Source organism: Niabella sp. CPT15-335-S11, assembly GCF_058792415.1.
This window is the reverse complement of the sequence record NZ_JBYTEI010000001.1, coordinates 1,596,334-1,618,436: the sequence shown is the minus strand read 5'-3', so window position 1 is coordinate 1,618,436 and position 22,103 is coordinate 1,596,334. Positions and strand designations below refer to the sequence as shown.

Annotated in this window: 16 protein-coding genes; all 16 read right to left on the bottom strand. The window is 48.9% G+C overall.

The features are described 5' to 3' along the window. Positions 1–12: 12 nt before the first annotated feature. On the bottom strand, positions 13–1,371 hold the full coding sequence (locus AC3WS5_RS06525) for a lipopolysaccharide biosynthesis protein (RefSeq protein ID WP_492466448.1): 1,359 nt from the start codon (positions 1,369–1,371) through the stop codon (positions 13–15). A 273-nt stretch (positions 1,372–1,644) separates the two neighbouring features. Then, the gene (gene fcl / locus AC3WS5_RS06520) at positions 1,645–2,598 is read right to left on the bottom strand and encodes a GDP-L-fucose synthase (RefSeq protein WP_492466447.1); all 954 of its coding nucleotides are present in this window, start codon (positions 2,596–2,598) and stop codon (positions 1,645–1,647) included. A gap of 8 nt (positions 2,599–2,606) precedes the next feature. Continuing rightward, positions 2,607–3,722, bottom strand: coding sequence for a GDP-mannose 4,6-dehydratase (gene gmd / locus AC3WS5_RS06515; protein WP_492466446.1), 1,116 nt, complete (start codon positions 3,720–3,722; stop codon positions 2,607–2,609). Between the two features lie 155 nt (positions 3,723–3,877). Next, complete coding sequence (locus AC3WS5_RS06510; protein WP_492466445.1) at positions 3,878–4,414, bottom strand: UpxY family transcription antiterminator; 537 nt, start codon at positions 4,412–4,414, stop codon at positions 3,878–3,880. An 84-nt stretch (positions 4,415–4,498) separates the two neighbouring features. Next, complete coding sequence (locus tag AC3WS5_RS06505) at positions 4,499–6,910, bottom strand: GumC family protein (RefSeq protein WP_492466444.1); 2,412 nt, start codon at positions 6,908–6,910, stop codon at positions 4,499–4,501. Between the two features lie 7 nt (positions 6,911–6,917). Beyond that, positions 6,918–7,712 carry a polysaccharide biosynthesis/export family protein gene (locus AC3WS5_RS06500; protein ID WP_492466443.1) on the bottom strand — a complete coding sequence of 265 codons (795 nt, stop codon included), beginning with the start codon at positions 7,710–7,712 and terminating at the stop codon, positions 6,918–6,920. A 124-nt stretch (positions 7,713–7,836) separates the two neighbouring features. After that, positions 7,837–9,495, bottom strand: coding sequence for a hypothetical protein (locus AC3WS5_RS06495; protein WP_492466442.1), 1,659 nt, complete (start codon positions 9,493–9,495; stop codon positions 7,837–7,839). 20 nt (positions 9,496–9,515) lie between these two features. Continuing rightward, positions 9,516–10,214: a hypothetical protein gene (locus AC3WS5_RS06490; RefSeq protein ID WP_492466441.1), complete on the bottom strand. Its 699-nt coding sequence runs from the start codon at positions 10,212–10,214 to the stop codon at positions 9,516–9,518. Between the two features lie 44 nt (positions 10,215–10,258). Beyond that, entirely contained in the window at positions 10,259–11,650 is a 1,392-nt protein-coding gene (locus AC3WS5_RS06485) for an exopolysaccharide biosynthesis polyprenyl glycosylphosphotransferase (RefSeq protein WP_492466440.1), read from the bottom strand. A gap of 632 nt (positions 11,651–12,282) precedes the next feature. Further along, positions 12,283–12,930, bottom strand: coding sequence for a LuxR C-terminal-related transcriptional regulator (locus AC3WS5_RS06480; RefSeq protein ID WP_492466439.1), 648 nt, complete (start codon positions 12,928–12,930; stop codon positions 12,283–12,285). An 857-nt stretch (positions 12,931–13,787) separates the two neighbouring features. Then, a complete protein-coding gene (locus AC3WS5_RS06475; protein ID WP_492466438.1) occupies positions 13,788–15,632 on the bottom strand; it encodes a M1 family metallopeptidase in 1,845 nt (614 codons plus the stop codon). A gap of 61 nt (positions 15,633–15,693) precedes the next feature. Beyond that, a complete protein-coding gene (locus tag AC3WS5_RS06470; protein ID WP_492466437.1) occupies positions 15,694–18,534 on the bottom strand; it encodes a M16 family metallopeptidase in 2,841 nt (946 codons plus the stop codon). Positions 18,535–18,687: 153 nt separating this feature from the next. Then, positions 18,688–19,353: a 16S rRNA (cytidine(1402)-2'-O)-methyltransferase gene (gene rsmI, locus AC3WS5_RS06465; protein ID WP_492466436.1), complete on the bottom strand. Its 666-nt coding sequence runs from the start codon at positions 19,351–19,353 to the stop codon at positions 18,688–18,690. A 61-nt stretch (positions 19,354–19,414) separates the two neighbouring features. Next, the gene (purS, locus tag AC3WS5_RS06460) at positions 19,415–19,660 is read right to left on the bottom strand and encodes a phosphoribosylformylglycinamidine synthase subunit PurS (RefSeq protein WP_492466435.1); all 246 of its coding nucleotides are present in this window, start codon (positions 19,658–19,660) and stop codon (positions 19,415–19,417) included. Between the two features lie 147 nt (positions 19,661–19,807). After that, on the bottom strand, positions 19,808–20,560 hold the full coding sequence (locus AC3WS5_RS06455) for a CDP-alcohol phosphatidyltransferase family protein (RefSeq protein WP_492466434.1): 753 nt from the start codon (positions 20,558–20,560) through the stop codon (positions 19,808–19,810). A 13-nt stretch (positions 20,561–20,573) separates the two neighbouring features. Next, positions 20,574–21,863, bottom strand: a complete 1,290-nt coding sequence (locus tag AC3WS5_RS06450; protein ID WP_492466433.1) for an aminopeptidase P N-terminal domain-containing protein — start codon at positions 21,861–21,863, stop codon at positions 20,574–20,576. Positions 21,864–22,103 lie beyond the last annotated feature (240 nt).

Here is a 22,103-nt window from a genome sequence, read left to right as displayed (position 1 = left end):
TCACAGAAATACTCATTGGTTCCAAATTCCTACTGCGCCCCCCTTAAGTATCATATCGATCTGCTTCCACATAATCACAAACATAATTACAATAAGAATAGTATTTGAAAACACTACACCTACCCCTCCTATTCGCTTAGCCATCATAATGCTAAATGGAATATTAACTACGCAAACAATAATATATAGGTATTTTTGTATTTTAATTTTCCCAATTCCATTCAAAATGTAGCTATTTAAACTCATTCCGATATATCCGACGGTATAAAACGCCATTGCGATCATCATCTTCTTCGAAATCTGTACAGAATCGCCAATCCAAATCTTCAAAAGAGATGGGGCAACGAACAGCAATATTGGAGTTACTATAAAGGAAATAAATAGCCATATAAATCTTGTGGTTTTTACTTGATGACCCATCCATTTCACATCTTTCTTGACGTAAGCGTCGGTAAATGCACTCCAATAAGGCGTCATAACTATTGTAAACGCCATAATTAATACTGAAAACAATTTATAGGCAATATTAAATTCAGTGACCGACAATGGACCAACAAACTTTGAGATAATAATATTACTTGTTTGAAATAAAACCAGAGCTCCGACTTGGATAACAAGAAATGAACCGCCTCCTGAAAGTACTTTTCGCGCGTAAGATGAGTTAACATACTTCAAGGAAGGTGAAATGAATCTAAGCTTGGATTTATATAAATAAATACTGAATAGCAACATGACAATTACTGGAACAACCGTTAGCACCGAAACCAACAAGATAAAATTTCCCTTGGTTGTCCTAGTTAGGAAATATACAACCACCAGCACGCTGAGTTGTCCCACAAATGAGATAAATCCTGCCTTTGCTGGTTCATGAACTGCCATTAACACAGTGTTGATTAATTGAACGATAAATTGCACACAAAAAGTGAGACATACAATCAACAATGCAATAGAAATATTTATGCTAACTGAATTCGGCACATTAAGGAAGACTTTCCAGTCAATCAGTGGCACTAAGACTGCTAGCAATATTATTAATACAACTGAAATGCCGGCGAGCATCATATAAGTCGAACTCACATACCTCCTTCCCTCGTCATAATTTCCAAGTGCATATACTTCCGCGAGCTTATTACGAAGACCATTACCCATGCCAATATCAAAAAAATACATCCACCCAACTATCGAACTGATAGTTAACCAAATTCCATATTCAACTGGGCTAATATAGTTTAGTGTTAATGGCACCAGAATAAAACCAACCAATATATTACCGCCCTTTACAACAAAAGACAACAACACATTTTTCAGAACATTTTGCGAACGAGCGCTATTAGCTGATAGCCTATATTTCAACCCCTCTATCGTTTTCATTTACAACTATTATACCCCGGGTGATAAACTATTACATATTTAAGTATAGGAATCTTTGGTTATTCAACAAGTTCCATTTTAATTCATCCTCTAGCATTTTGCTATCCCACAATTACACCTCACTCATATAACAGTAGAGTTAGATTGAATTAATATTCACAACAATAATTTACTTGCAAATCAGCAGATCAAAAGCTATTCAGCACTACTTGGAGTCAAGGACAAGTTGCTTATTATTCGAGCGAAATTATCCTAGGATCTCCTGATCTAGCATCAGCCAGTTGACACTCCTATCACCTCAAAGTCTCGTGTCAAAAAATCCCGATAAGCCAACCTCACCCCCTCCCCCAATTCGGTACAGTGCCGCCAGCCCAGCGCGTGCAACTTACTCACATCCATCAACTTTCGTGGCGTGCCATCGGGGCGGGAAGTATCTAATTCAATCCGGCCCTCATAACCAGTTACAGATTTGACCAGCTCGGCCAGCTCCTGAATACTCAGATCGGTACCGGTACCTATATTCACCAACTCCCGGCCATCATAATGCTCCATCAGGAAAAGACAGGCATCCGCCAGATCATCAGCAAATAAAAATTCGCGGCGAGGCGTGCCCGTTCCCCAAATGGTTACCGACGGACTCCCATTTACTTTAGCCTCATGAAAACGACGGATCATGGCCGGCAACACATGGCTGTTCTCAGGATGGTAATTATCGCCAATGCCATACAGGTTGGTGGGCATGACACTGATGAAATGATCTCCATACTGATCGCGGTAAGCCTCGCACAACTTAATGCCGGCTATCTTGGCAATAGCATAAGGCTCATTGGTGGACTCCAAAAGCCCGGTGAGTAAATACTCCTCCTTCAAAGGCTGAGGCGCCAGCTTGGGATAAATACAACTACTGCCCAGGAACATCAGCTTCTTCACCCCCACCTCATGCGCGGCATGAATGATATTCGACTCAATCATGAGGTTGTCATACAAAAATTCCGCGCGGTAAGTGTTATTGGCTACAATGCCACCCACTTTGGCGGCCGCCAGGAACACGTATTCAGGCTGCTCCGCAGCAAAAAAATCCTGCACCGCTTGCTGCTGACGAAGATCCAGCTCATTGCTGTTCCGATAGACCAGATTGGTGAAACCCTTTTGCTCCAGCGCTCTCTTAATGGCGCCACCCACCATCCCCCGGTGCCCGGCAATATATATTTTAGCTGTCTGCTCCATGTGTTTGTCTATTCAAAATTATTGAGTATCCGGTAGCCGCCGTCTTTCAAAAACTGTTCCTTCTGCATCAGCTCCAGATCACTTTGCATCATATCCTTCACCAGTTCCTCCAGACTGCACTCCGGCTCCCAGCCCAATTTGTTTTTAGCCTTAGAGGCGTCGCCGATCAACAAATCCACCTCCGTAGGTCTGAAATAACGTGGATCTACATTCAACACCTCCTTGCCCAACTCCAACTGATATTCAGGGTTGGAACAAGAGGCAACAAAAGCTTTTTCGTTGACGCCTTTACCACAAAATTCCAGCTCAATGCCGGCCTCCCGGAAAGCCATCCGCACAAATTCCCGCACCGGCGTGGTTTTACCCGTAGCAATCACCCAATCCTCCGGCTCATCGGCCTGCAAGATCATCCACATCATCCGCACATAATCTTTGGCATGTCCCCAATCCCGCTGCGCATCTAAATTACCCAGGTAAAATTTATCCTGCAAACCCAGGGCTATCCGAGCCGCTGCACGGGTAATCTTACGGGTCACAAAGGTCTCGCCCCGCAACGGGCTCTCATGGTTAAACAGGATACCATTGCAGGCGTACATCCCGTAAGCCTCGCGGTAGTTGACCGTGATCCAAAATGCGTACATTTTTGCTACCGCGTAAGGGCTGCGGGGATAAAAAGGCGTTTTCTCCGTCTGGGGCACCTCCTGCACTTTGCCATAAAGTTCTGAAGTGGATGCCTGGTAAATCCGGGTTAGCTTCTCCAACCCTAGCAGACGAACCGCATCCAGGATGCGCAGGGTGCCCAGTCCATCGGCATTGCCGGTATATTCAGGCGTCTCAAACGACACCTGCACATGACTCATGGCCGCCAGGTTGTATATTTCATCAGGCTGAATTTCCTGAATCAGGCGGATGAGGTTGGTACTATCCGTCATATCACCATAGTGGAGAATAAAATTGCGATGCTCCACATGCGGATCCTGGTAAAGATGGTCGATCCGGTCGGTATTGAACATCGAACTGCGCCGTTTGAGGCCGTGCACGATGTATCCTTTTTTTAACAGGAATTCCGACAGATAAGCGCCATCCTGTCCTGTAATCCCCGTAATCAATGCTTTTTTTTCCATACTGTGTTAAACGATGCTGTTAGCTAATTTTTTGAAATTATTGTCTCTTGTATATGTAACGGCCACACTTTCATCCCCCCCGCCTACGGCTTCGCCGTTCTCAGTAACAGTTGCTGTTACCGAAGCCATCTATTCTATGTCTCCCGCGGCCTTACTCAGGCTTCGACGGGATCCTCCGCATCCACCTGCAGGAAAATGTTCTGAGAAATTCCCCACATGGTGATCTTTAAATACTGTTTACCGTTCCGTTCTGTCAACACCCCTTTGTATCCCGCAAACTCACCATTCGGCACGGTGATTTCCCGGCTTTCAATGGAACCTTCCCGCGCAGTGACCACGATCTTACCAGGAAACCGGCAAATATGCCGCACCCGCTCAATCTCCGACTCACTCAACCGTGCGGGACGGTCGTTATCCCTTAAATAACGCAACACCCCCGGCGCATCAAAAACCCGGTTCTGCACCGCATCGGGGATCTTCACAAACAAATAACTGCTGAATAAAGGGGCTTCCACCCATTTCCGGCGGTCGTGCCATTGCCGCAACTCCTTCCGCAACGGCAGGTAATGCTCAATGCCTAAATCGGCCAGCCGGCGCGCCACCTGCTTCTCAAAGCGGGGACGCGTGACAATCACCCGCCAGGCGGGTAGCCTCACAGGTGCTGTATCTGGTGTATTTAAAATCTTTGTCAATTTAATATCCAGCTTTTCACGGCCTGCTCATCGCGCAGACCCTGCTGTCTTTATGCACGTTTTTCTTTCAACCGGCGGACCTTGTCAGACCACCAACTCCGAACCTTTTTTCTGCTTCTTTCTCTTCTCCCGGGTGCCGCTCTCGTAATAGCCGTAGTAATAATAATTACCATAGCCGTAATACGGCGACTTCCGCACATTGATATCATTCACAATCACATTGATCCGGGGCAGCCTGCCTGTTCTAAACAGTTGGTCAATATTCTTAATGCTATCTTTATAGGTCAGCATCGGCCTGGTAATGAACAAGGTCACATCCGCATGCTTCGAGAGGATGGTGGCATCCGTCACCACAATCGGCGCGGTGTCAATGATGATATAATCAAAGCGGTACCGCAACTCTTCAATCAGGTCCTGCATCTGCGGCAACATCAGGATCTCGGATGGGTTAGGCGGCACGGGACCCGAAGGAATGGCGAACAGGTTTTCATGATCCTCCACATGGAAAATAATGTCTTCCAGCGAACAGGAGCCGATCAGGTAATTGCTGATGCCCTTGGCATCGCTTAAGCCCAGCAGTTTGGAGAGTTTGGGTTTCCGCAGGTCCATCCCCAGCACCACCACTTTCTTATTGCCGAGCGCCAGGGTCGCCGCCAGGTTCAGCGATACAAAAGTCTTACCCTCACCCGGGATAGAGGAGGTGACCAAAATCACTTTATCCTTAGCGCCGGTGAGCACATAGTTGAGGTTGGATCTCAATATCCTGAACTGCTCGGAAACGGCATCCCGGCTTTTCAGCGTCACCTTCAGCGTGCCGTATTTGATTGATTTGGCATGGCTGATCTCGCCAATGATGGGCGCCTTGGTCCGCTTCTCAATATCTTCTTTCATGTTGATGCGGTTGTTGACCATCTCCTTTAACCAGGACCAGAACAACGGCGTCAACAGCCCCAGCAATAAAGAACCCACCAGGATCAGCTTCGCTTTTGGTGATACAGGCCCGGGATCAGTCCGTGCGCCGTCAATGACCCTGGCGTTGGGCATATTGGATGACTTGGCCAGCCCGGCTTCCTCCCGCTTTTGCAGCAGGAATACATAGAGTTCCTGTTTAATCGATTGCTGCCGGCTGAATTCCAGGAATTGCTTTTCCTTAGCGGGTACAGCGCCAATATTGGAACTGATACCCCCACTGCTTCGCCGCAGGGAGTTGAGGCCGGATTGGGTGCTCACCTGCATGGAATGCAGTCCCGACATCATATTGGCGCGGAGCCCGGTCAACTGCTGGTCTATGTTCCGGATGATGGGATTATCTTCCGTTACACTCATCAGGTTCCGCTCCCGCTCCAGCAACAGGGTATTGTATTTGTCGATAACTGGATTTAGTACCGCATTATCCACCATCAGCGCCGCAGGCACCAGCTTGGGATTGTTGCCGGTCTGCTGCATGAAGGTGATCAGTGAATTAACCATGCTCAGCTGCACCTCTTTATCGGCTTCTGATTTGGACATCGCCCCGGCATTGGTGATCAGGGCCTGCGCCTGGGTGGGAATATCCACAATATTATTGCTTTGCTTAAAATTCTGGATCCGGGATTCCACCTGACTCAAATCGTCGGTAGCGGAAGCCAGCCGGCTATTGATAAAGGCGATGGTGCTATCGCTCACCGTGTTCCGGTCGGCGATGCTATTGGCAATAAAAAACCGCACCATTTGGGACAATACCTGCTGCCCGCGCTCGGGAATATTATCCTTAATTTTAAGATTAACGATACTCACCTGTTTGGTGGGTATTTCCGCATCAAAACGACGCGAGTAAGCGATGGTGGTGCCGTCCAGATTAAAGATCTTCAGGGTAAGCGGCTTATTCCACTTAGTGACCAGGGGATTATTTTCCAGCAATAAATGGATCCCCGGCAGTTCCAGCGGAACGCCCAGTTTCCCGGGGTATTTTTTGCCGCCTTCAACGTCTTCCATCAGAAAGCCACCGGTCTTGTGCAGGGTAACCTTAAACGCCTTGCCGTTGAGGCTGTTATAGCGTGAAATATCCGTGATTTGCTGGGTTAACCGGAAAGGCAGGGTTGAACCGTATAGTTCGTCGGTAGTCAGCGGTTTACCCTCCGTATAAAAGCGAAGATTCAGCGCCAGGTCCTGTACCACCTGGTTCATCAGCGAATAACTCTTCAGGATCTCCAGCTCATTATCTACATTGCTTACGCCGGATACAATACCCAGCCCCTGCAGCAGCTCCATGTTTCCTTTAAAAAGGCCGCCATTGCCCGATTTGGATTGCTCCTCCTTGATCAGGATCATGGACCGGGTTTCATAGGTTGGCGCGGTAAAATACAGCCAGGTAACCGCCAGCGCCAGCGCCAGAAAAGCAAATAAGACCGACCAATGCCAGTTGATCCTAATGCGGCTCAGCAACTTGCGGAGGTCAATACTTTCGTTCTCCCCTTCCCAATCAAATTCCGGCTCTCTCTCGATTGTGTTCTTCATATTAATGCTAAAATGCTCTTGAAATGATGATGGCAACGACTGAGGCGATGGCGCCTATAACAGTAATGGTTCGGGTCTTCTCCGAATCGGTGGCCACGGATTTGTTCTTATTCGGCTCTACATACACCACATCATTTTGCTGAAGGTACAGGTAGGGCGAGTTCAGGGCCTGCCCGTCGTTGAGGTTATAGCGCACCGCTTTTTGTTTATCGCCTAGTTGCCGCAGCAACATCACATTTTCCCGCTTTCCAAAAATGGTCAGGTCGCCCGCCAGCCCCAGCGCATCCAGGATGGTGGCTTTTTCCCCGGCGATATAATAGGTTCCGGGCCGGTTCACCTCGCCCAGCACGGTGATTTTGAAATTGACGATCCGCACATTCACCACCGGATCCTTGTAATAAACCGCGGCTTTCTTTTTCACCAGGTTCCTGATCTCCGCGGTGGTGAGGCCGCCGACATTGAGGCTTCCCAGCAGGGGCAGTTCAATGGTCCCCTCGGGGCTGACCAAAAACCCATCCACTGGCTGAGTCTGCTCGGCCCGGGTTCCCTGTGGTGTGTTCTCTTCACGGGACAGCACAGACAACCGGTTATCCAGCGTATTCACCGTAATCATCAGCAGGTCATCCGGCTTCACTTTCAGTCCGGTATATTCCGTTGCTTTATTTTCCTGTCCTTTGGTATAAATATCCGCGCTGCCCGGTATATTGCTGAAGTAGGGCACATTCTGGTAAGTTTTGCAGGATGCCAATCCCATGAATACAAAAACCACCCACATCACTTTCGCCTTTCTTAAATTAAACATAGGTATTTTAGAATATCATCGCTCCATCTCACTGCCCGCTCGCTGCCAAACTGTAGGCCCGTAGATACTGAATAAATGATTTGTTTTTTATATTTAAAAAATGGTTTGCTCAAAACGCCGGCGCCTAAAACCCGGCCTCCTTGCATTTCTGCTTCAATATCTCCAGGTTGGTTGCACCCGCTTTGGTGCCGATGATCTCTCCCGCCGACGGATTATCGCCCACGGTAGCCGTGTTGTCAACCTTGATGGCGGCATCATTGGCCAGTTTAACCGTATTGCCCCAGATGGCTTTGAAGTCATATCTCTTTGCAGGATCCAGCAGGGTGGTGCTGATATACCCGTTTACCACCACACCCAGCAGGTTGAACGCACCGCCCGACCCATGTTCCTTATAATACAGGTAGAAGGTAGGCAGCACCGTGATGGGCTGGGTCTGATTAGGACAACGCACATAGAGCTGCAGGGTCACTTTTGGATTGCTGGCCGCTGGTGAAGCACTCAGAGCGATGGTTTGCAAGGGAGCGGTACAGGGGTTGGCCACAGCGGTATTCGAGAGCTGGTTGCCACCTGCATCGAAGGTTTGGATGGTGATGGCCGCCTGGGGTAAATGATCGAAGCTGAGTTCGGTGCCGTTAACGGCGGTCACGGTTCTTTGTACCAGCAGCTTGTCATTATCGCTGGCGGAACCGGAATAAACTTTAACGGTTACAGGATGGGTAATCCCGTTCTTCAGCCAGTCTGCCGTTAGTTTTAGCTTAAGGCTGTTGGTACAAGCTGGAATAAATTGTCCGGCGATAAACCAGGTTGCGTGTGAGCTGGAAAAGTTGATCGTTAGCTTACCACCTACCGACAGCACGGTGGCTTCCTTTTCAAATTTCCAGATGGGGTTGCCGCTGGCGAAGCTGAAGATGCTAAGCTTATCGCCTGCTTTGACGGTCTGGCCAGTAGATGGGTTGATATAATCCGGATCCAGGGTAATACTGAGATCGATGGGTTTGGAGAAATTAGTCACCGGCGTGCCGTCCAGGGTGAGACTGATCTCAGACATCCCTCCGGGCAAAAGCGCACCCGCGCTGGCACCGTTGGAAGTTTGCACCGATGGTTGTGTCAGACCTGCCCCTCCGGGAAATACTTGCGCCAGGTTGTCAGAACCGGTTACAGGGACAATAACGCTCACCTGGAGGTTGGTTCCGGTAACCACTTTATTATCTGCATCTTTAAACTGGGTACCTGCAGGAATGGTTACGCTGGTGGCTTCCGTTTGCCCCGCAGCGGGCGGAATATTTACGGTAACATGAGCAGTGGGGGTGCCATCGGCGCCCAGGGGTACCGAGGTGCTTTTTACCGTCAGATCCGGCGTACTGGTAGCCGTGTTCACCATGGTCAGCCTGCGCAGGGATACTTTTTGGGTGCCCGTTAGCTTCAGGGGCATCTGGGCAATCAGGTGACCGGGTGAGCTGATGGTGACATTAATGTTAAGCGGCATCTCCGGAGAAACGGTTACATTGGGGTCAACGCCCAGGAATAAAAACCCATGGGCTACCGTAAAAACTTTCTTGCCTTCCGCGTTATAGATCTTCCCCGCATCCGGACCGGAGATCGTCACCGCGGCATCCGTGATGGGTGCGCCGGTGCTGCTGACAACCTCCAGGTTCAATACGTTTTTATAGACGTTGCTGTTTACGGAAACGTCCATGTCTTTGAAGGGGCTGGTGCAGGACAGGATGATGCCCGTAGCCGCCAGGAACGTCGTCAGTACAAATAAAATATATCTTTTCTTCATCGTATATTATTTATAATTCATTAAAACTTGTAGGATATGCCAACCTGTAATACGGGTAACCACCGGTATTTTTCCAGGTTCTTTTGTACTGTTGCTTCCTGGGAAGTGTTTTCAGACAGCAGTTTGTCGGCCGTCAGGTGCACCTCCGGCTTGGAGAGGTAGTAGGTTCCCAGGTCGGCATTGAATACGATCTGCTTTCCCAGGGAAAGCCCTCTCAATCCCAGCCCGCCATAGGGCGCTACTTTTTTCCAGGAGACATCCCCCCTCACCTGGCCCAGGTCTTCTTTCTTAATGATGATATCGCCAAACTGGTAGTCGTTGTTAGGCGTAGCGGTGGCATTGGCTTCCATCTGATAGAAAGCGGCCAGCCCCCCGTTGATATACAAAGCATTTGCCAGTCCGCTGGTATGGGATTCACCGAAAGGCTTCCAGCCAGCAGTCAGTTGCACATTACCCATTTTTTCCTTCATCCTCACATCGTAGTCATTCTTCCCCAGGGTGCGTGTGGTGGTGTAACCATAGGGTGCATAACTGGTGGCCAGGTTCAGCATCCAACGTTGATGAAGCTGATAGGTTGCATTTACCCCAAATCCCTGTGTGCCGAGATGCACACCAGCGGTGACACGGGATGGCGCTCCCAATTGAAAATCCCTCCCATCCTGCGCAAGGACTGTTATTACGCTAAAAATGGAACAAGACAAAAAAATCAGTCGTTTCATTTGTTTTGTTTAAATAGTCTGTTACAAAATAATATTTATGTTGATCAATATGCGTTCACCTCTCCCCGGATCATATTCCAGCCGGTAAGAAAGATGATCTTCAGATCCAATAGGAAACTCCAGTTCTCCACATAGGTGATATCGCACTCTACGCGTTTTTCCAGCCGCCACAGGTCTTTGGTTTCACCCCGGTAGCCGCTCACCTGCGCCAGGCCTGTGATTCCGGGCTTGATGTAATGGCGTACCATGAAAGTGCTGATCACCTCTTTAAATTGTTTGGTGTGCGACAGCATATGCGGGCGGGGTCCCACAATAGACATCTCGCCTTTCAATACATTGATAAATTGCGGGAGCTCATCCAGGTTCGATTTGCGCAGAAAGGCGCCCACTTTGGTGATGCGGGCATCGTTCTTTGTGGCCTGCAGGTTATCGGCCTCGCTGTTAACCCGCATGGTGCGAAACTTCAGGCATTTGAAAATGTTGCCACCGCGGCCGGAACGGTCTTGCATAAAAAACACAGGGCCCTTCGACTCCAGCTTAATCAGCAGCGCGATGATGGGGACCAGCCAGGACAGCACCAGGACGCAAACCAGTAAAGAAAAAGAAAAATCAAAAATGTCTTTGATCACGGAGCTGGCTTCCTTCTCCAGCGGTTCTTTGCGCACGCTCAGCATCGGATAGTTGCCCACATTGCGCACCACCACCGATTTACCAACCTCTAAGAATTCCGGGAGAAAGCGGGTGCGGATCAGAAAATTATCGGCCCGGTCGCAGAAGCGTTTCACTTCATCCACTTCCATCGCCGAGAGGCTGATCACCGCAACGGACCGGGCATGTTCATTTTCGGCGGTTTCCAGCTTTTGGTAGTCGCCCAGGTAATTGAAGGGCAGGTATTCCAGCCTGTTAGTGTGATAATAACCCACGCAATTATATCCGAAATTGGTGTCCTTGTTCATCTCCGTCATCACTTTGCGGAGGGATTGGGAACCGCCAATAAAAACAAAGTTTTGAACCACGCCTCCTTTCTCACGACAATACTTGCGCACAGCAAAAAACAGAAACCGGCTCAGGCCAACATAGGTGATAAAAAAGGCAAGGTATTTGATAATAAAGATGAGCGTAGCGGTGGGGTTCAACACATTAAAAAATGTGCACAGGTAAAAGCAGTAAGAGGAGATTGAATAATAAATTAATATTTTGAATGTATCTGAAAACACAGCGGTGGATTCGCGAAAAAATAAATTATTATAATAGCCGTAGTAGTCGGCAATACCGCACCAGCTAACTCCCTGCAACACCAGGGTGGCCATGATGACCTGCGGCGTAACGCTTATCGATTGCATGTGCAACAGGATGTAGCCGCATAGAACGAGTACGTCCAGTACAATCATGAATTTGGTGATTCTTTTCACAAATAATAGATCAATGTGTGTCATTTCATCTGATTATGTGAGCGGTTAATAATGATTCTTTCTACATAACATTTTTTGGTGCCGGTCTTTTAAGCAATACCAATCTTCGCTCTAACCCCGGACGCTGCGTACCCCGTCAGCACCGGGTCCGGGCAATATGAAGGCCCTTGCTTTACTAAACGTAAAACACCCCTGACCGTAAGCTATACAACATTCCAGGATAGACTCAGCGCTGCCACGACGCCGGTCATATAGCTACATATTCTTATTTTTAGAAAACTATTTCATAGCAGTCTTCCCTTTGGAAGGCTGTTTAAATTGAAAGCGCTGTTTAAATGTTTTGATCCAGAACGGTTTTTTAAGGGTTAAAACAATATTCTATTTAATCAATTCAGTAGTCAGCTGTATCACAGTTGCAAAGGGTCTTTCAAACGCCGGCTTTCAGGTAAAGTTCATATTTGCCGGAGACCGGATACTCCAACGTATCCAAAAAATATTAATTCAATTTCCACTACAGCAGTGTCTTATTCAATTCTAAACCCGGTTCAAAGATAATCTCTGTTTTGGTAGTATAAAATGTTAGAAAAGTAGTAATTTTTAACAGGTTGCCTCACATTTTTCTACCCATTCGCTGGAATGCCTGTCCAGCTTGATCTTCAGAGAATCCCGTTCATCCGGTCCTTCACTTTTTTGATAGCTTCCGCCCGGCAGTTTACATGAAGTTTTTCATACATATTTCTGATATGGGTCCGTACGGTCTCCACGCTGATGAATAAAAGGTCGGCAATTTCTTTATACCGGTAACCGGCTGAAAGCAACTGCAGGATTTCATTTTCGCGTTGCGAAAGTTCTTCAGACAGCAGGTGCTGCTTGCCTGTTGCGGACGGTTCATCAATGATCTTTCGCGCTACCTTACTGTTCATTGGAAACCCTCCGCCATGTACATCCCGGATGGCAAGGATCATGATGGAAACATCTGCTTTTTTCTGCACATATCCTGAGACGCCGGCGTGCAGGGCGGTTAAGATGGTTACATCATCATCGTCATCGATCAGGATGACGCATTTTGTTTTCAGGCGGCGCTTTTTGATTGACCTCACCACTTCCATGCACAGCGTGGGAGGCAGGCCTTCGTGATCGACCAGCAATACATCCACCGGTTGTTTCTCGAGATAGGCTAATACCGACAGGCCGTCGTCGAATGTGTTGACCACTTCAATCCCCGCTTGTCCGTTTGGCGACACAGACAAGGCATCAGCAAAAAGCGGACAGTTCGCTAAAATGGCTACTTTGATAGTATTCATATGCAGTTCATTACACAGATGACCCATAGTTTAATTCTTTTGGACCCCCGTCAGGCTCTAGTGGGAGCAGGATCAGCTTCTGCTCCGGATAGCGTCAATTATCTAATTCACAAGTTCACAAAGCCCCTTTGCAATAGGCACAGGAAGGAGCATTTAGCCAGCGGTATCCGTCTATTCTCAATATTCAGTTATCTTTTTTACCTGGAAGGTCCCATCATAGGTAGTTTAGGGCTACTGTTTGATCTGCTTCTTGGGTAAATCTCATCCGTTGTCACCACAACTTAGTCACGGTTGTGCAGTCACTTACCAGCCCCGTTGACATGCCACGAAATATCCTTAGCGCAAGAAAGCCGTAAATCATACTTAAAGGTCTTAAAATAATCCAGTCAGCATCATAGCTTTTTCCCAAAAATAGTCGCGGCATAGAGGCTAAGTAGTTTTCTGTTTTGTCTGGGGACCGCAAATAACCGAACCGTTTCCGCCGGTTTTATTTGTGATCAACCAATTAATGACGCAAAATAATATAAATTTTTCACAAAACTTCGTAGTATAAAAGTAGTAATCAAAAAATTTTCGTTGCGGGGTTAACATTATATATATTACATAATCATGATATACATCAATGTTTAACCATCTATCGGCAACAAAGTCAGTGAAATAGGCATCGTCGGGCGCATATTAATTTCCTGTTATACCGGAATGGGAAAACGCAGGCAGGTTATCGCGGGACAAAACTGTCGAAAATCAGGATATTTTTCTAAATTTAGTGATCTTTATTGGGATGAAATAATGCTTAAAAAAGATTTTTCATGTATGAAACCGGGGCTTAATTGAATTAGGCCCCTCAGGTCCTTCATTCAATTAAAACCTTTAAATTCAATCCGGTTATTCCTCCGTTCCACATCCGCCATTCGCTGTGAGGGGTCAATTTCCGCAACCCGGATCTCCATAATGCGTTTGGTGGTCTCGATGGTATAGGTGGGGCTGGTCCAGGGCCAGGGCGCATATACTTTTCTGGGAATGGAAGGGTCTTCATTGGGTTTAGCCTGATACATCAGATCCAGGGGGATATAATGCATTTCCCGGGAGCCGTCCTTCCCCGTGATCAAAAAATCAATGGGCATGGGCATCATCCCGTCATTCCGCAGCCGGATCAGGGTCTTGCCGCCCGCCTCCCACAGGCTGTCGATGGCATAGTCGATCTTCCGGGTGCTGCTGGTCCAATTATACAGGTACCAACCCAACTGCGCGCCGCTGGTCTTCTCCGCAACCCGGATGAAATCATTCGGGTCCGGATGCCGGAACTTCCAGGTTTGATAATAATCCAGCAACACCTTATCACGCACATCCGCCCCCAGGATATACCCCAGTTGCTCCAGGAATACCGCTCCTTTCGAGTAGCTGGCGACGCCATAAGCCGCGTTGGTGTTGAAAAGATCCGCCGGCGTATCCATCGGCTCTTCCACATTACCCCGCGTTACGGCGAGGTAGCTCTTATAGCTTTTGGTATGAATGGAATCAGTCCGCCCCTTCAGCCAGGCCTGGGTGAGGCTCTCGGCGAAAACGGTAAACCCTTCATCCATCCAGGCGTGCACCGTTTCATTGGTGGCGATGACCCCATAATACCAGTTGTGCAGCCACTCATGCAGCCAGGCGCCGGGGCTTTGCAACAGCGTGGCCATCGGATATTCCATGCCGCCGTCGCCACCCGAAATAAACGAATATTGGTGATAGGGATAGGGACCGAATTGTTTTTCCATATAGGGCAGGGCTTTCGCGGCATTGGTGAGGATAGCTTCCCATTCCTCCGGCGCTTTCTTGCCCGGCTTGTAGAGCAGGTGCAGGGTCAGGTTATCGCGGATCTTTGCCGTTTTGTGGATGTATCCGGGATCTGCGGCCCACACGAAATCATGCACCATGGGCGCGAAGAATTTCCAGGTAAGTTTGCTGCCTTGCGGCCGCATCACTTTTGTGCCGGGCTGCTCGTAGCCGTAACCGGTCTGATTGGCATTGGTGAGGTAACCCGTTCCGCCCAGGACATAGCTTTTGTCGATCGTAATATTCACCTGGAAGTCACCAAACTCCCCATAGAACTCGCGTCCGATATATGAATCAGCATGCCATCCCTCTTTATCATAGGCCGCCATTTTTGGATACCACTGGCTCATAGAATACCTGACGCCCGTCTCGGGGTTGTCCCGGCCGCTGCGCCGGATCTGCAAAGGGACCTGCGCCTCAAATTCCATATCAAACACCGCCTTCTGTTTAGGTAGGATGGGTTTGCTGAGCGTCACGACCAGGATGGTTTCCTGCTCGTCAAAGGTTTGGGGCGTCCCGTTCATTTTCAACGACAGCACTTTCTGATATCCGATCTCGTCCGGCTTCAGGTGCTGGATCCGGTCCCGGACACGGTCGTCCCAATCGGGTTCACTTCCTATCAGAATGGTGCCCTGTCTGCGGCTACGCTCATCCATCATGCTTCCGGGCTGGAAGGCATTCCAGTATAAATGGTAGAAAACCTTTTTCAGTGTATCCGGAGAATTGTTGGTGTATTCCAGTTTTTGCGTTCCTTTAAACCGGTTGGCTACCACATTCATATCCACGTCCATGGTATATTTAACGTGCTGTTGCCAGTATCCGTTTTGCGCCTGTGATGCCAGGGTCATCCAACCTAGCGCCAGTAAAATAAAAAACCTGCTCATGCTGTTCAATATCAAACCGGAAATATAGGGAAATATTTAACCTGACCGGCTGCGGTGTCCGTTAAAATGGATGAACGGGGAGGGAGGTAGCCGGCCTCAATATCGCATTGACGATATTCTGCTCGCTCAGCAATAGCTTCGCGGCGGCCTGCACTTCGGCGGGCGTCAGCGCGTTCACATATTTTTCGTAATGCAGGAACCGGTCGGGGTTTCTTTTATCGATGCTGGCGCTCAGCAGGTAAGCCAGCCAGGTGCCGTTTTGCTTCATGGCGGTGCGCCGGCTTTCGGTCCACTGGATCTTCACCTTGCCCAGGTTCTCGGCCGACGGACCGGCGGTTTTGATCTGCGTGATCTCGGCCTGCATGGCTTTCAGCAGGGTGTCGATTTTCTCTGGTCCCGTAGGAAGCTGCACAAAGACCGAATAGTTGGGGTAAGGATACTTCTCTAAACGGACGCTGGTATTGCCGCTGTAAATCCCCTGGATCTTTTCGCGAAGCTCCTCATTCACCCGGATATTCAGCACCTCCCCGATGGCCGCTGCTTTCAGCGCCAGTTCCTCACTGTAAGGCGTCTGCCCCGTCATCATCATCAGGATCAGGCTTTTCTCAGCCTGGCCTTTATATACGTTCAGATCTACTTTCCCCTTCACCGGCCGCAGCCCGTTGTCTTTGAAATTAAAGCTCTTTTTTACCGCAGGCAATCCACCAATATATTTCTCAACCAATGGGCGGAGTACCGCCTCATCCATCGACCCTACAAATACAAAATGCATCCCGTAAGCATTGCCAAACCGCTCACGATAGATCTGCATTACCCGGCTCAGGTTGATCTTGTCGAAATACTCAGGCCTCGGCACCGCGATCGGCGTCGCGGGATCGTTGTGATAGACCGTCTTGATCAGGGTATCCACAAAAGCCGTCTGCGGATCGGCCAGCAGAAAGGCCAGTTGCGCCTTGCTCTTCTGGATATAGGTGTTGAAGAGCATCGTATCGATCCTGGGCGAGGTCGCTTTCAGATACAGCAATTGGAGCATCGTCTCCAGGTCTTTCACGCTGCTGCTGCCGTTAAATCCATCGGTCGTATTGGTCATGGACGCGCCGGCATTGGCGGTCTTGCCCGCCATGGCTTTTTGCAGGTCGGTTGGTGAAAAATCGCCATAACCCATGGCATTGATTACACTAAGCGCGTAAGTGGCATTCGATTTGTCAGCCACCCCGTAATTGCTGGTGCCACCAAACCTGCGGGCGCCCATCTGGATCTCATCATTCTTGAAATCGGTTTTCTTGATGGTCACCGTTGTCCCGTTGCTCAGTGTCCAGGTCTTCGTTCCAAGGAGAGGATCTTTAGTCTCTTTAATAATTTTTCCCTTAGTGGAGATCTTTTTAAGCAGCGTGGTGCTGATCTGTTTTTCCTCCCAGGGTCTGATATCCTTTAACGCGGTCACTGAATCGGCCACGGCCACCAGACTGTCCGCCTGTGGCAGAACGGGTGCCTGCGGCCCCGTCAGCGAGACAAAGAAATTGGGCGTCTTTTGCAATAACGCGGAAACATTTTTAACATCCTCCAGGGTGATCTGTGGCAACAGGAATTTATAGTAAGCCAGTTCGGTGGTCACCCCCGGGATAGGTTCATGCTCCAGGAAATTGCGGATGTATTCGTCAACATACCGTGCCGACTCGGTCTTATCCCTTTCGTTGTATGCCCTTTCCATGCTGGACATTAGGTTGAGTTTGGCCCGGTCCAGCTCAGCCGCTGCAAACCCGAACCGTTTGGCTTTTTCAATTTCTTCGATCAGCGTGGCAAGGCCTTTCTCTGCAACGCCGGCGGTGGCCACACCTGCAGAGGCATTGAACTGATCGTAACCCCTGGCATAACTATTAAAATACCCGTAAGCATAGAGAAATGGTGGGTTTTCCTGCTGGGTCAGTTCCCTTAGCCGGGTATTCAGCAGGGTGGTGAAAATATTCCTGACGATATCGTCCTTATATCCGCCAACGGTCGTTGCCTGAAGGAACGGATAGGCGCTGTACGACACGGACACATCATAATTGGTGGCCTCTTTATCGGTCACCACTTTTGCGCTGTTGCTTTGATAGGGCGGAACTTTCGGCAACTCCCTCACGCGCTGATTTGGAGGATTCTTGAGCCTGCTGAAATGTTTGATGATCATTTCCTCTGCTTTGGCGACCGGTACATCGCCCACCACGATCACCGCCATCAGATCGGGGCGGTACCACTCGTAGTAAAACCGTCTGATAGCATCCGGCTTGAACGATCTGATAATGGAATCAATACCAATAGGCAACCGGTTGGCATATTTGCTGCCAGCGAAGAGAGAGGGGTAAATCTGCCTGAACATGCGGTCTTCAGCGCCTTTACCCAATCGACTTTCCTCTAATATTATATTACGCTCATCATTAATATCTGAATCCAGGTAGGACACGTTATGCGCCCAGTCTTCCAGCACCCGGAATCCCTTCTCCAGGTTTTCGGGCTTATCGATAGGAATGGGCAGCATATAGACGGTTTCATCGAAAGAGGTATAGGCGTTTAAATCATTCCCAAAACCTACGCCGATCTTCTGGAGGAAGCTGATGATATCATTCTTCTTGAAATTTTTAGTTCCGTTAAAAGCCATGTGTTCGGCCATGTGAGCCAGTCCCTGCTGGTCATCATCCTCCAGGATAGAACCGGCATTGACGACCAGGCGCAGTTCCACTTTTTGCTCAGGCTTTTTATTTTCTTTAATGTAATAGGTCAGCCCGTTTTCCAGCTTACCGATCTTGACGGATGGATCCACCGGGATCTTATCGGTTAATTGGATCTGCGCGGCGAGCTGGAATTGCGCGATCAGCAGCAAAGCGGGCAGCAAATGCCTTATGATACGGATGGTCTGCTTCATAAGCTTACTCTTAATTTTTCCGGCGGTCCATCAACCAAAAATCAATAGCCGCCTTTTGATGGCAAGATAAATATTTGTTTATTGACAATATCAAATAATATAAGTCTCCTGACAGATGGGTCGCGGGCCAGCAGCAAGTTCAATACACGCGCGTCATTCGGCGCCCCCAACCACGATGACGATCTCTCCCTTCACGGTCTTTTCATCGAAATAGGCGGCCACTTCTTCCAGCGTTCCCCGCCGATTTTCTTCAAAAACCTTGGTGAGTTCGCGGCTGACGGAACAGGGTCTGTCGGGACCGAAATAGCCGGCGAAGTCCCGCAGGGTTCTGACCAACCTCAGCGGAGACTCATAAAAGATCATGGTCCGGTCTTCTGTTTTCAACTTTTCAAGCAAGCTATGGCGGCCTTTCTTGACAGGCAGAAAACCCTCAAAACAAAAACGGTGCGCCGGCAGTCCACTGTTTACCAGCGCGGGCACGAAGGCCGTTGCTCCGGGCAGTGATTCAATCCGGATATTATTTTCGATACAGGACCGCACCAGGAGGTAGGCCGGATCCGAAATGCCCGGGGTACCCGCATCCGTCACCAGTGCCATGGTCTTTCCTGATAAAAGCTGATCCGTCAGATGGTTAAGGATCTTGTGCTCGTTGTGCTGGTGATAGGGCGATATGGGTTTACTGATCCCGAAATGCTTCAGCAGGTTGAGCGTATTCCTGGTGTCTTCCGCCAGGATCAGGTCCACTTCCTTCAGGACTTCCAGCGCGCGGAGGGTAATGTCTTTCAGATTACCAATGGGCGTTGGAACCAGGTACAACATATTAAGCGGAAGATTTATGAACGATGACCAGTGTTGAAATAATATTTTGAGGAGGTATGACTTACAGGACGGATACTTCGAAATATTCCATTACAGCATTTGCCAGCAGTTTTTTGGCAGCTTCCTCGCCCAGGGCTTTGGCTTCTTCCGGACTGTTCGCTTCTACCTGCAGCAGGATGTGTTTGCCAACGCGGACATCCCGGATACTTTTCAGTCCCAGGTTATCGAGTCCGCCTTTAACGGCCTTGCCCTGCGGGTCCAACAATTCTTTTAACGGCATAATAACCACTTGTACCGTATGCACCATTTTTATGATTTTATTTTTGATAAATTATTACTCTCTGCCGCGTTGCAGCCTGTTCTGGTCATTTAACCATCCCGGTTTGTTTCCTGCGCCCCCGTGACCGAAGCTCCTTTTACTGCTATCCCTGCTCCAGTTTACCTCTCCTGCGTTTCAGGCTGTAGGTTTACTCCGGCCCGGCTTAAAAATCAAAGATACGATAAGGTAGCCAACGAACATGACCGGCACGGCAGTCCACTGTAAAAACAATACGGCTATCAGACCAAATACGCCTAAAATGATCTTGTCCATATTGTCTTTTACTGACTTGCTTTTGAATTTTAAGCTGATCAACGGAAGATTGCTCACCATCAGCCAACTCATGAGCAGGATAATCCCATAGATAATAAATGGACTGCTACTGAGCGCTTCCATGTTAAGCGGAAACCTATTTACCATGGGCAGCGAGGCGATGGTGAGTCCGGCTGCGGGCGTAGGCACTCCTTTAAAATAGTATTGCTGCTCTTTATCCAGGTTGAATTTTGCGAGTCGCCATGCGGCCGCGCAGGGAAAAATGAATGCGGGTAATTGCAACCAGATGCCCGCCGACTGCCACACCGGGGAATGTGTTGCCGACAACTCCAGGAATTTGTATAAGATCATGCCGGGTGCGACTCCAAAGCTTACTACATCCGCCAGTGAATCCAGTTGCGCGCCCATTGCGGAGGTTGCCTTAAACAACCGGGCCACAAATCCATCCAGGAAATCTATCAGGGCTGCCAGGAAGATGCAGGCGGTGCCACCGAGGAGGTATAGTCCTGTCAGATTAAATCCTTCGTCCCCCGGTCTGTATTGGAGGATAAAGACGATGGCCAGGCATCCGAAAAAAAGATTGAGCAGCGTAAATAAATTGGGGATCTGTTTCAACGTAAAGCAGCATTTATTTCTTCATCAGTCTTTCGATATCATTGGCTTCGATGGGGATCTGTTTCATCAGGTCGATATTCCCGCTGCGGGTCAGCCAGAAATTATTCTCAATGCGGATACCCATTTGTTCCTCTTCAATATAAATGCCCGGCTCAATGGTCAGCACCATCCCTGCTTTGAGTGGTTTCCTGAAGGGGCCCAGGTCGTGCACATCCACGCCCAGGTGGTGCGAGATACCGTGGTAGAGATATTTCCGGTAGGCCTTATTTTCCGGATCCTGATTTTTCACATCTGCGCGGGTAAGTAGTCCCAGTTTAATAAATTCTTTAGTCGCCTCATCACCCACCAGATCCGTATAATCCATGATGGTAATGCCGGGTTTCAGGATGGAGGCTGCGTAGCGATGCAAGTGCAGGCAGGCGTTATAGACTTCTTTTTGTCTCTTTGAAAATTTGCCGCTCACCGGTACGGTCCGGGTAAGATCGGCGTTGTATCCGCCGTATTCAGCGCCAAAATCCATCAGCACCAGCTCGCCTGCCAGGCATTGGCCGTTGTTGCTTACATAGTGGAGGATGCGTGCGCGGTCACCACTGGCGATGATGCTGCCATAGGCTTCGCGGGTAGCACGCTGGCTCAGGAATGAGTGGATCACTTCAGCTTCGATCTCAAATTCCCAGACGCCGGGCCTGATAAATGAGAGTAGCCGGTTAAAGGCATTCGCGGTAATATCGATGGCTTTTTTGGTGACTTCCACTTCTTCCGGTGTCTTGATGGCCCTCAACTCCAGCAGCAGGGGTGCGGCCCTAAAGTAATGGTGAAGGGGGTAGCGGGTCTGCATTTCGCGGATGTAGCGGTACTGGCGGGTTTCGAGCCAGGAGCCTTTGCGGTCGTTTTCGTTGGTGTCCAGGTAGATGTTTTCTGCCGCGTGGATCCAGGACTGCAGCAGGCCGTTCAGCGCGTCGAGCCAGACGATGGTGCTGATTCCGCTGATGGCGGTTGCTTCTTCCTTGCGGAGTCGTTTCCCGTCCCATTTTTCTTTCATTTCGTTGGGCCTGACGAGGACCAGGACTTCTTTATATTTTGGGTCGGGGTTATCGGGGAACAGGATCAGCATGCTATCTTCCTGCCTGATGCCGGTGAGCCAGAACAGGTCGCTATTGGGTTTGTATTTGTAAAGGGCATCGCCGTTTTCGGGTACTTCGTCATTGGCGACGAAGATGGCGATAGAATTTTTCTGCATGTTGGCAACAAACCGTTTGCGGTTGTTGATAAAGATCTTCGGGTTCAGTGGTAAATATTTCATTCGTAAATTTTTTAGACTGACTGTACAAATGTAGGTTAGAATGGCTGAATAAGGTGTTTGGGGTTTGATTTTCAGGGTGAGGCATAGGTTTAGGTTGGGAGAATTACGAATTTTCAATTACGAATTACGAATAATTCGTAACGGCGGAAGACTGGTTTAATGAATGTGGTGCGCGCTAAAATATCAAGTAATAAAATACCAGTAACTCTCGTATAGATAATATCTAATATCCCCGCCCGT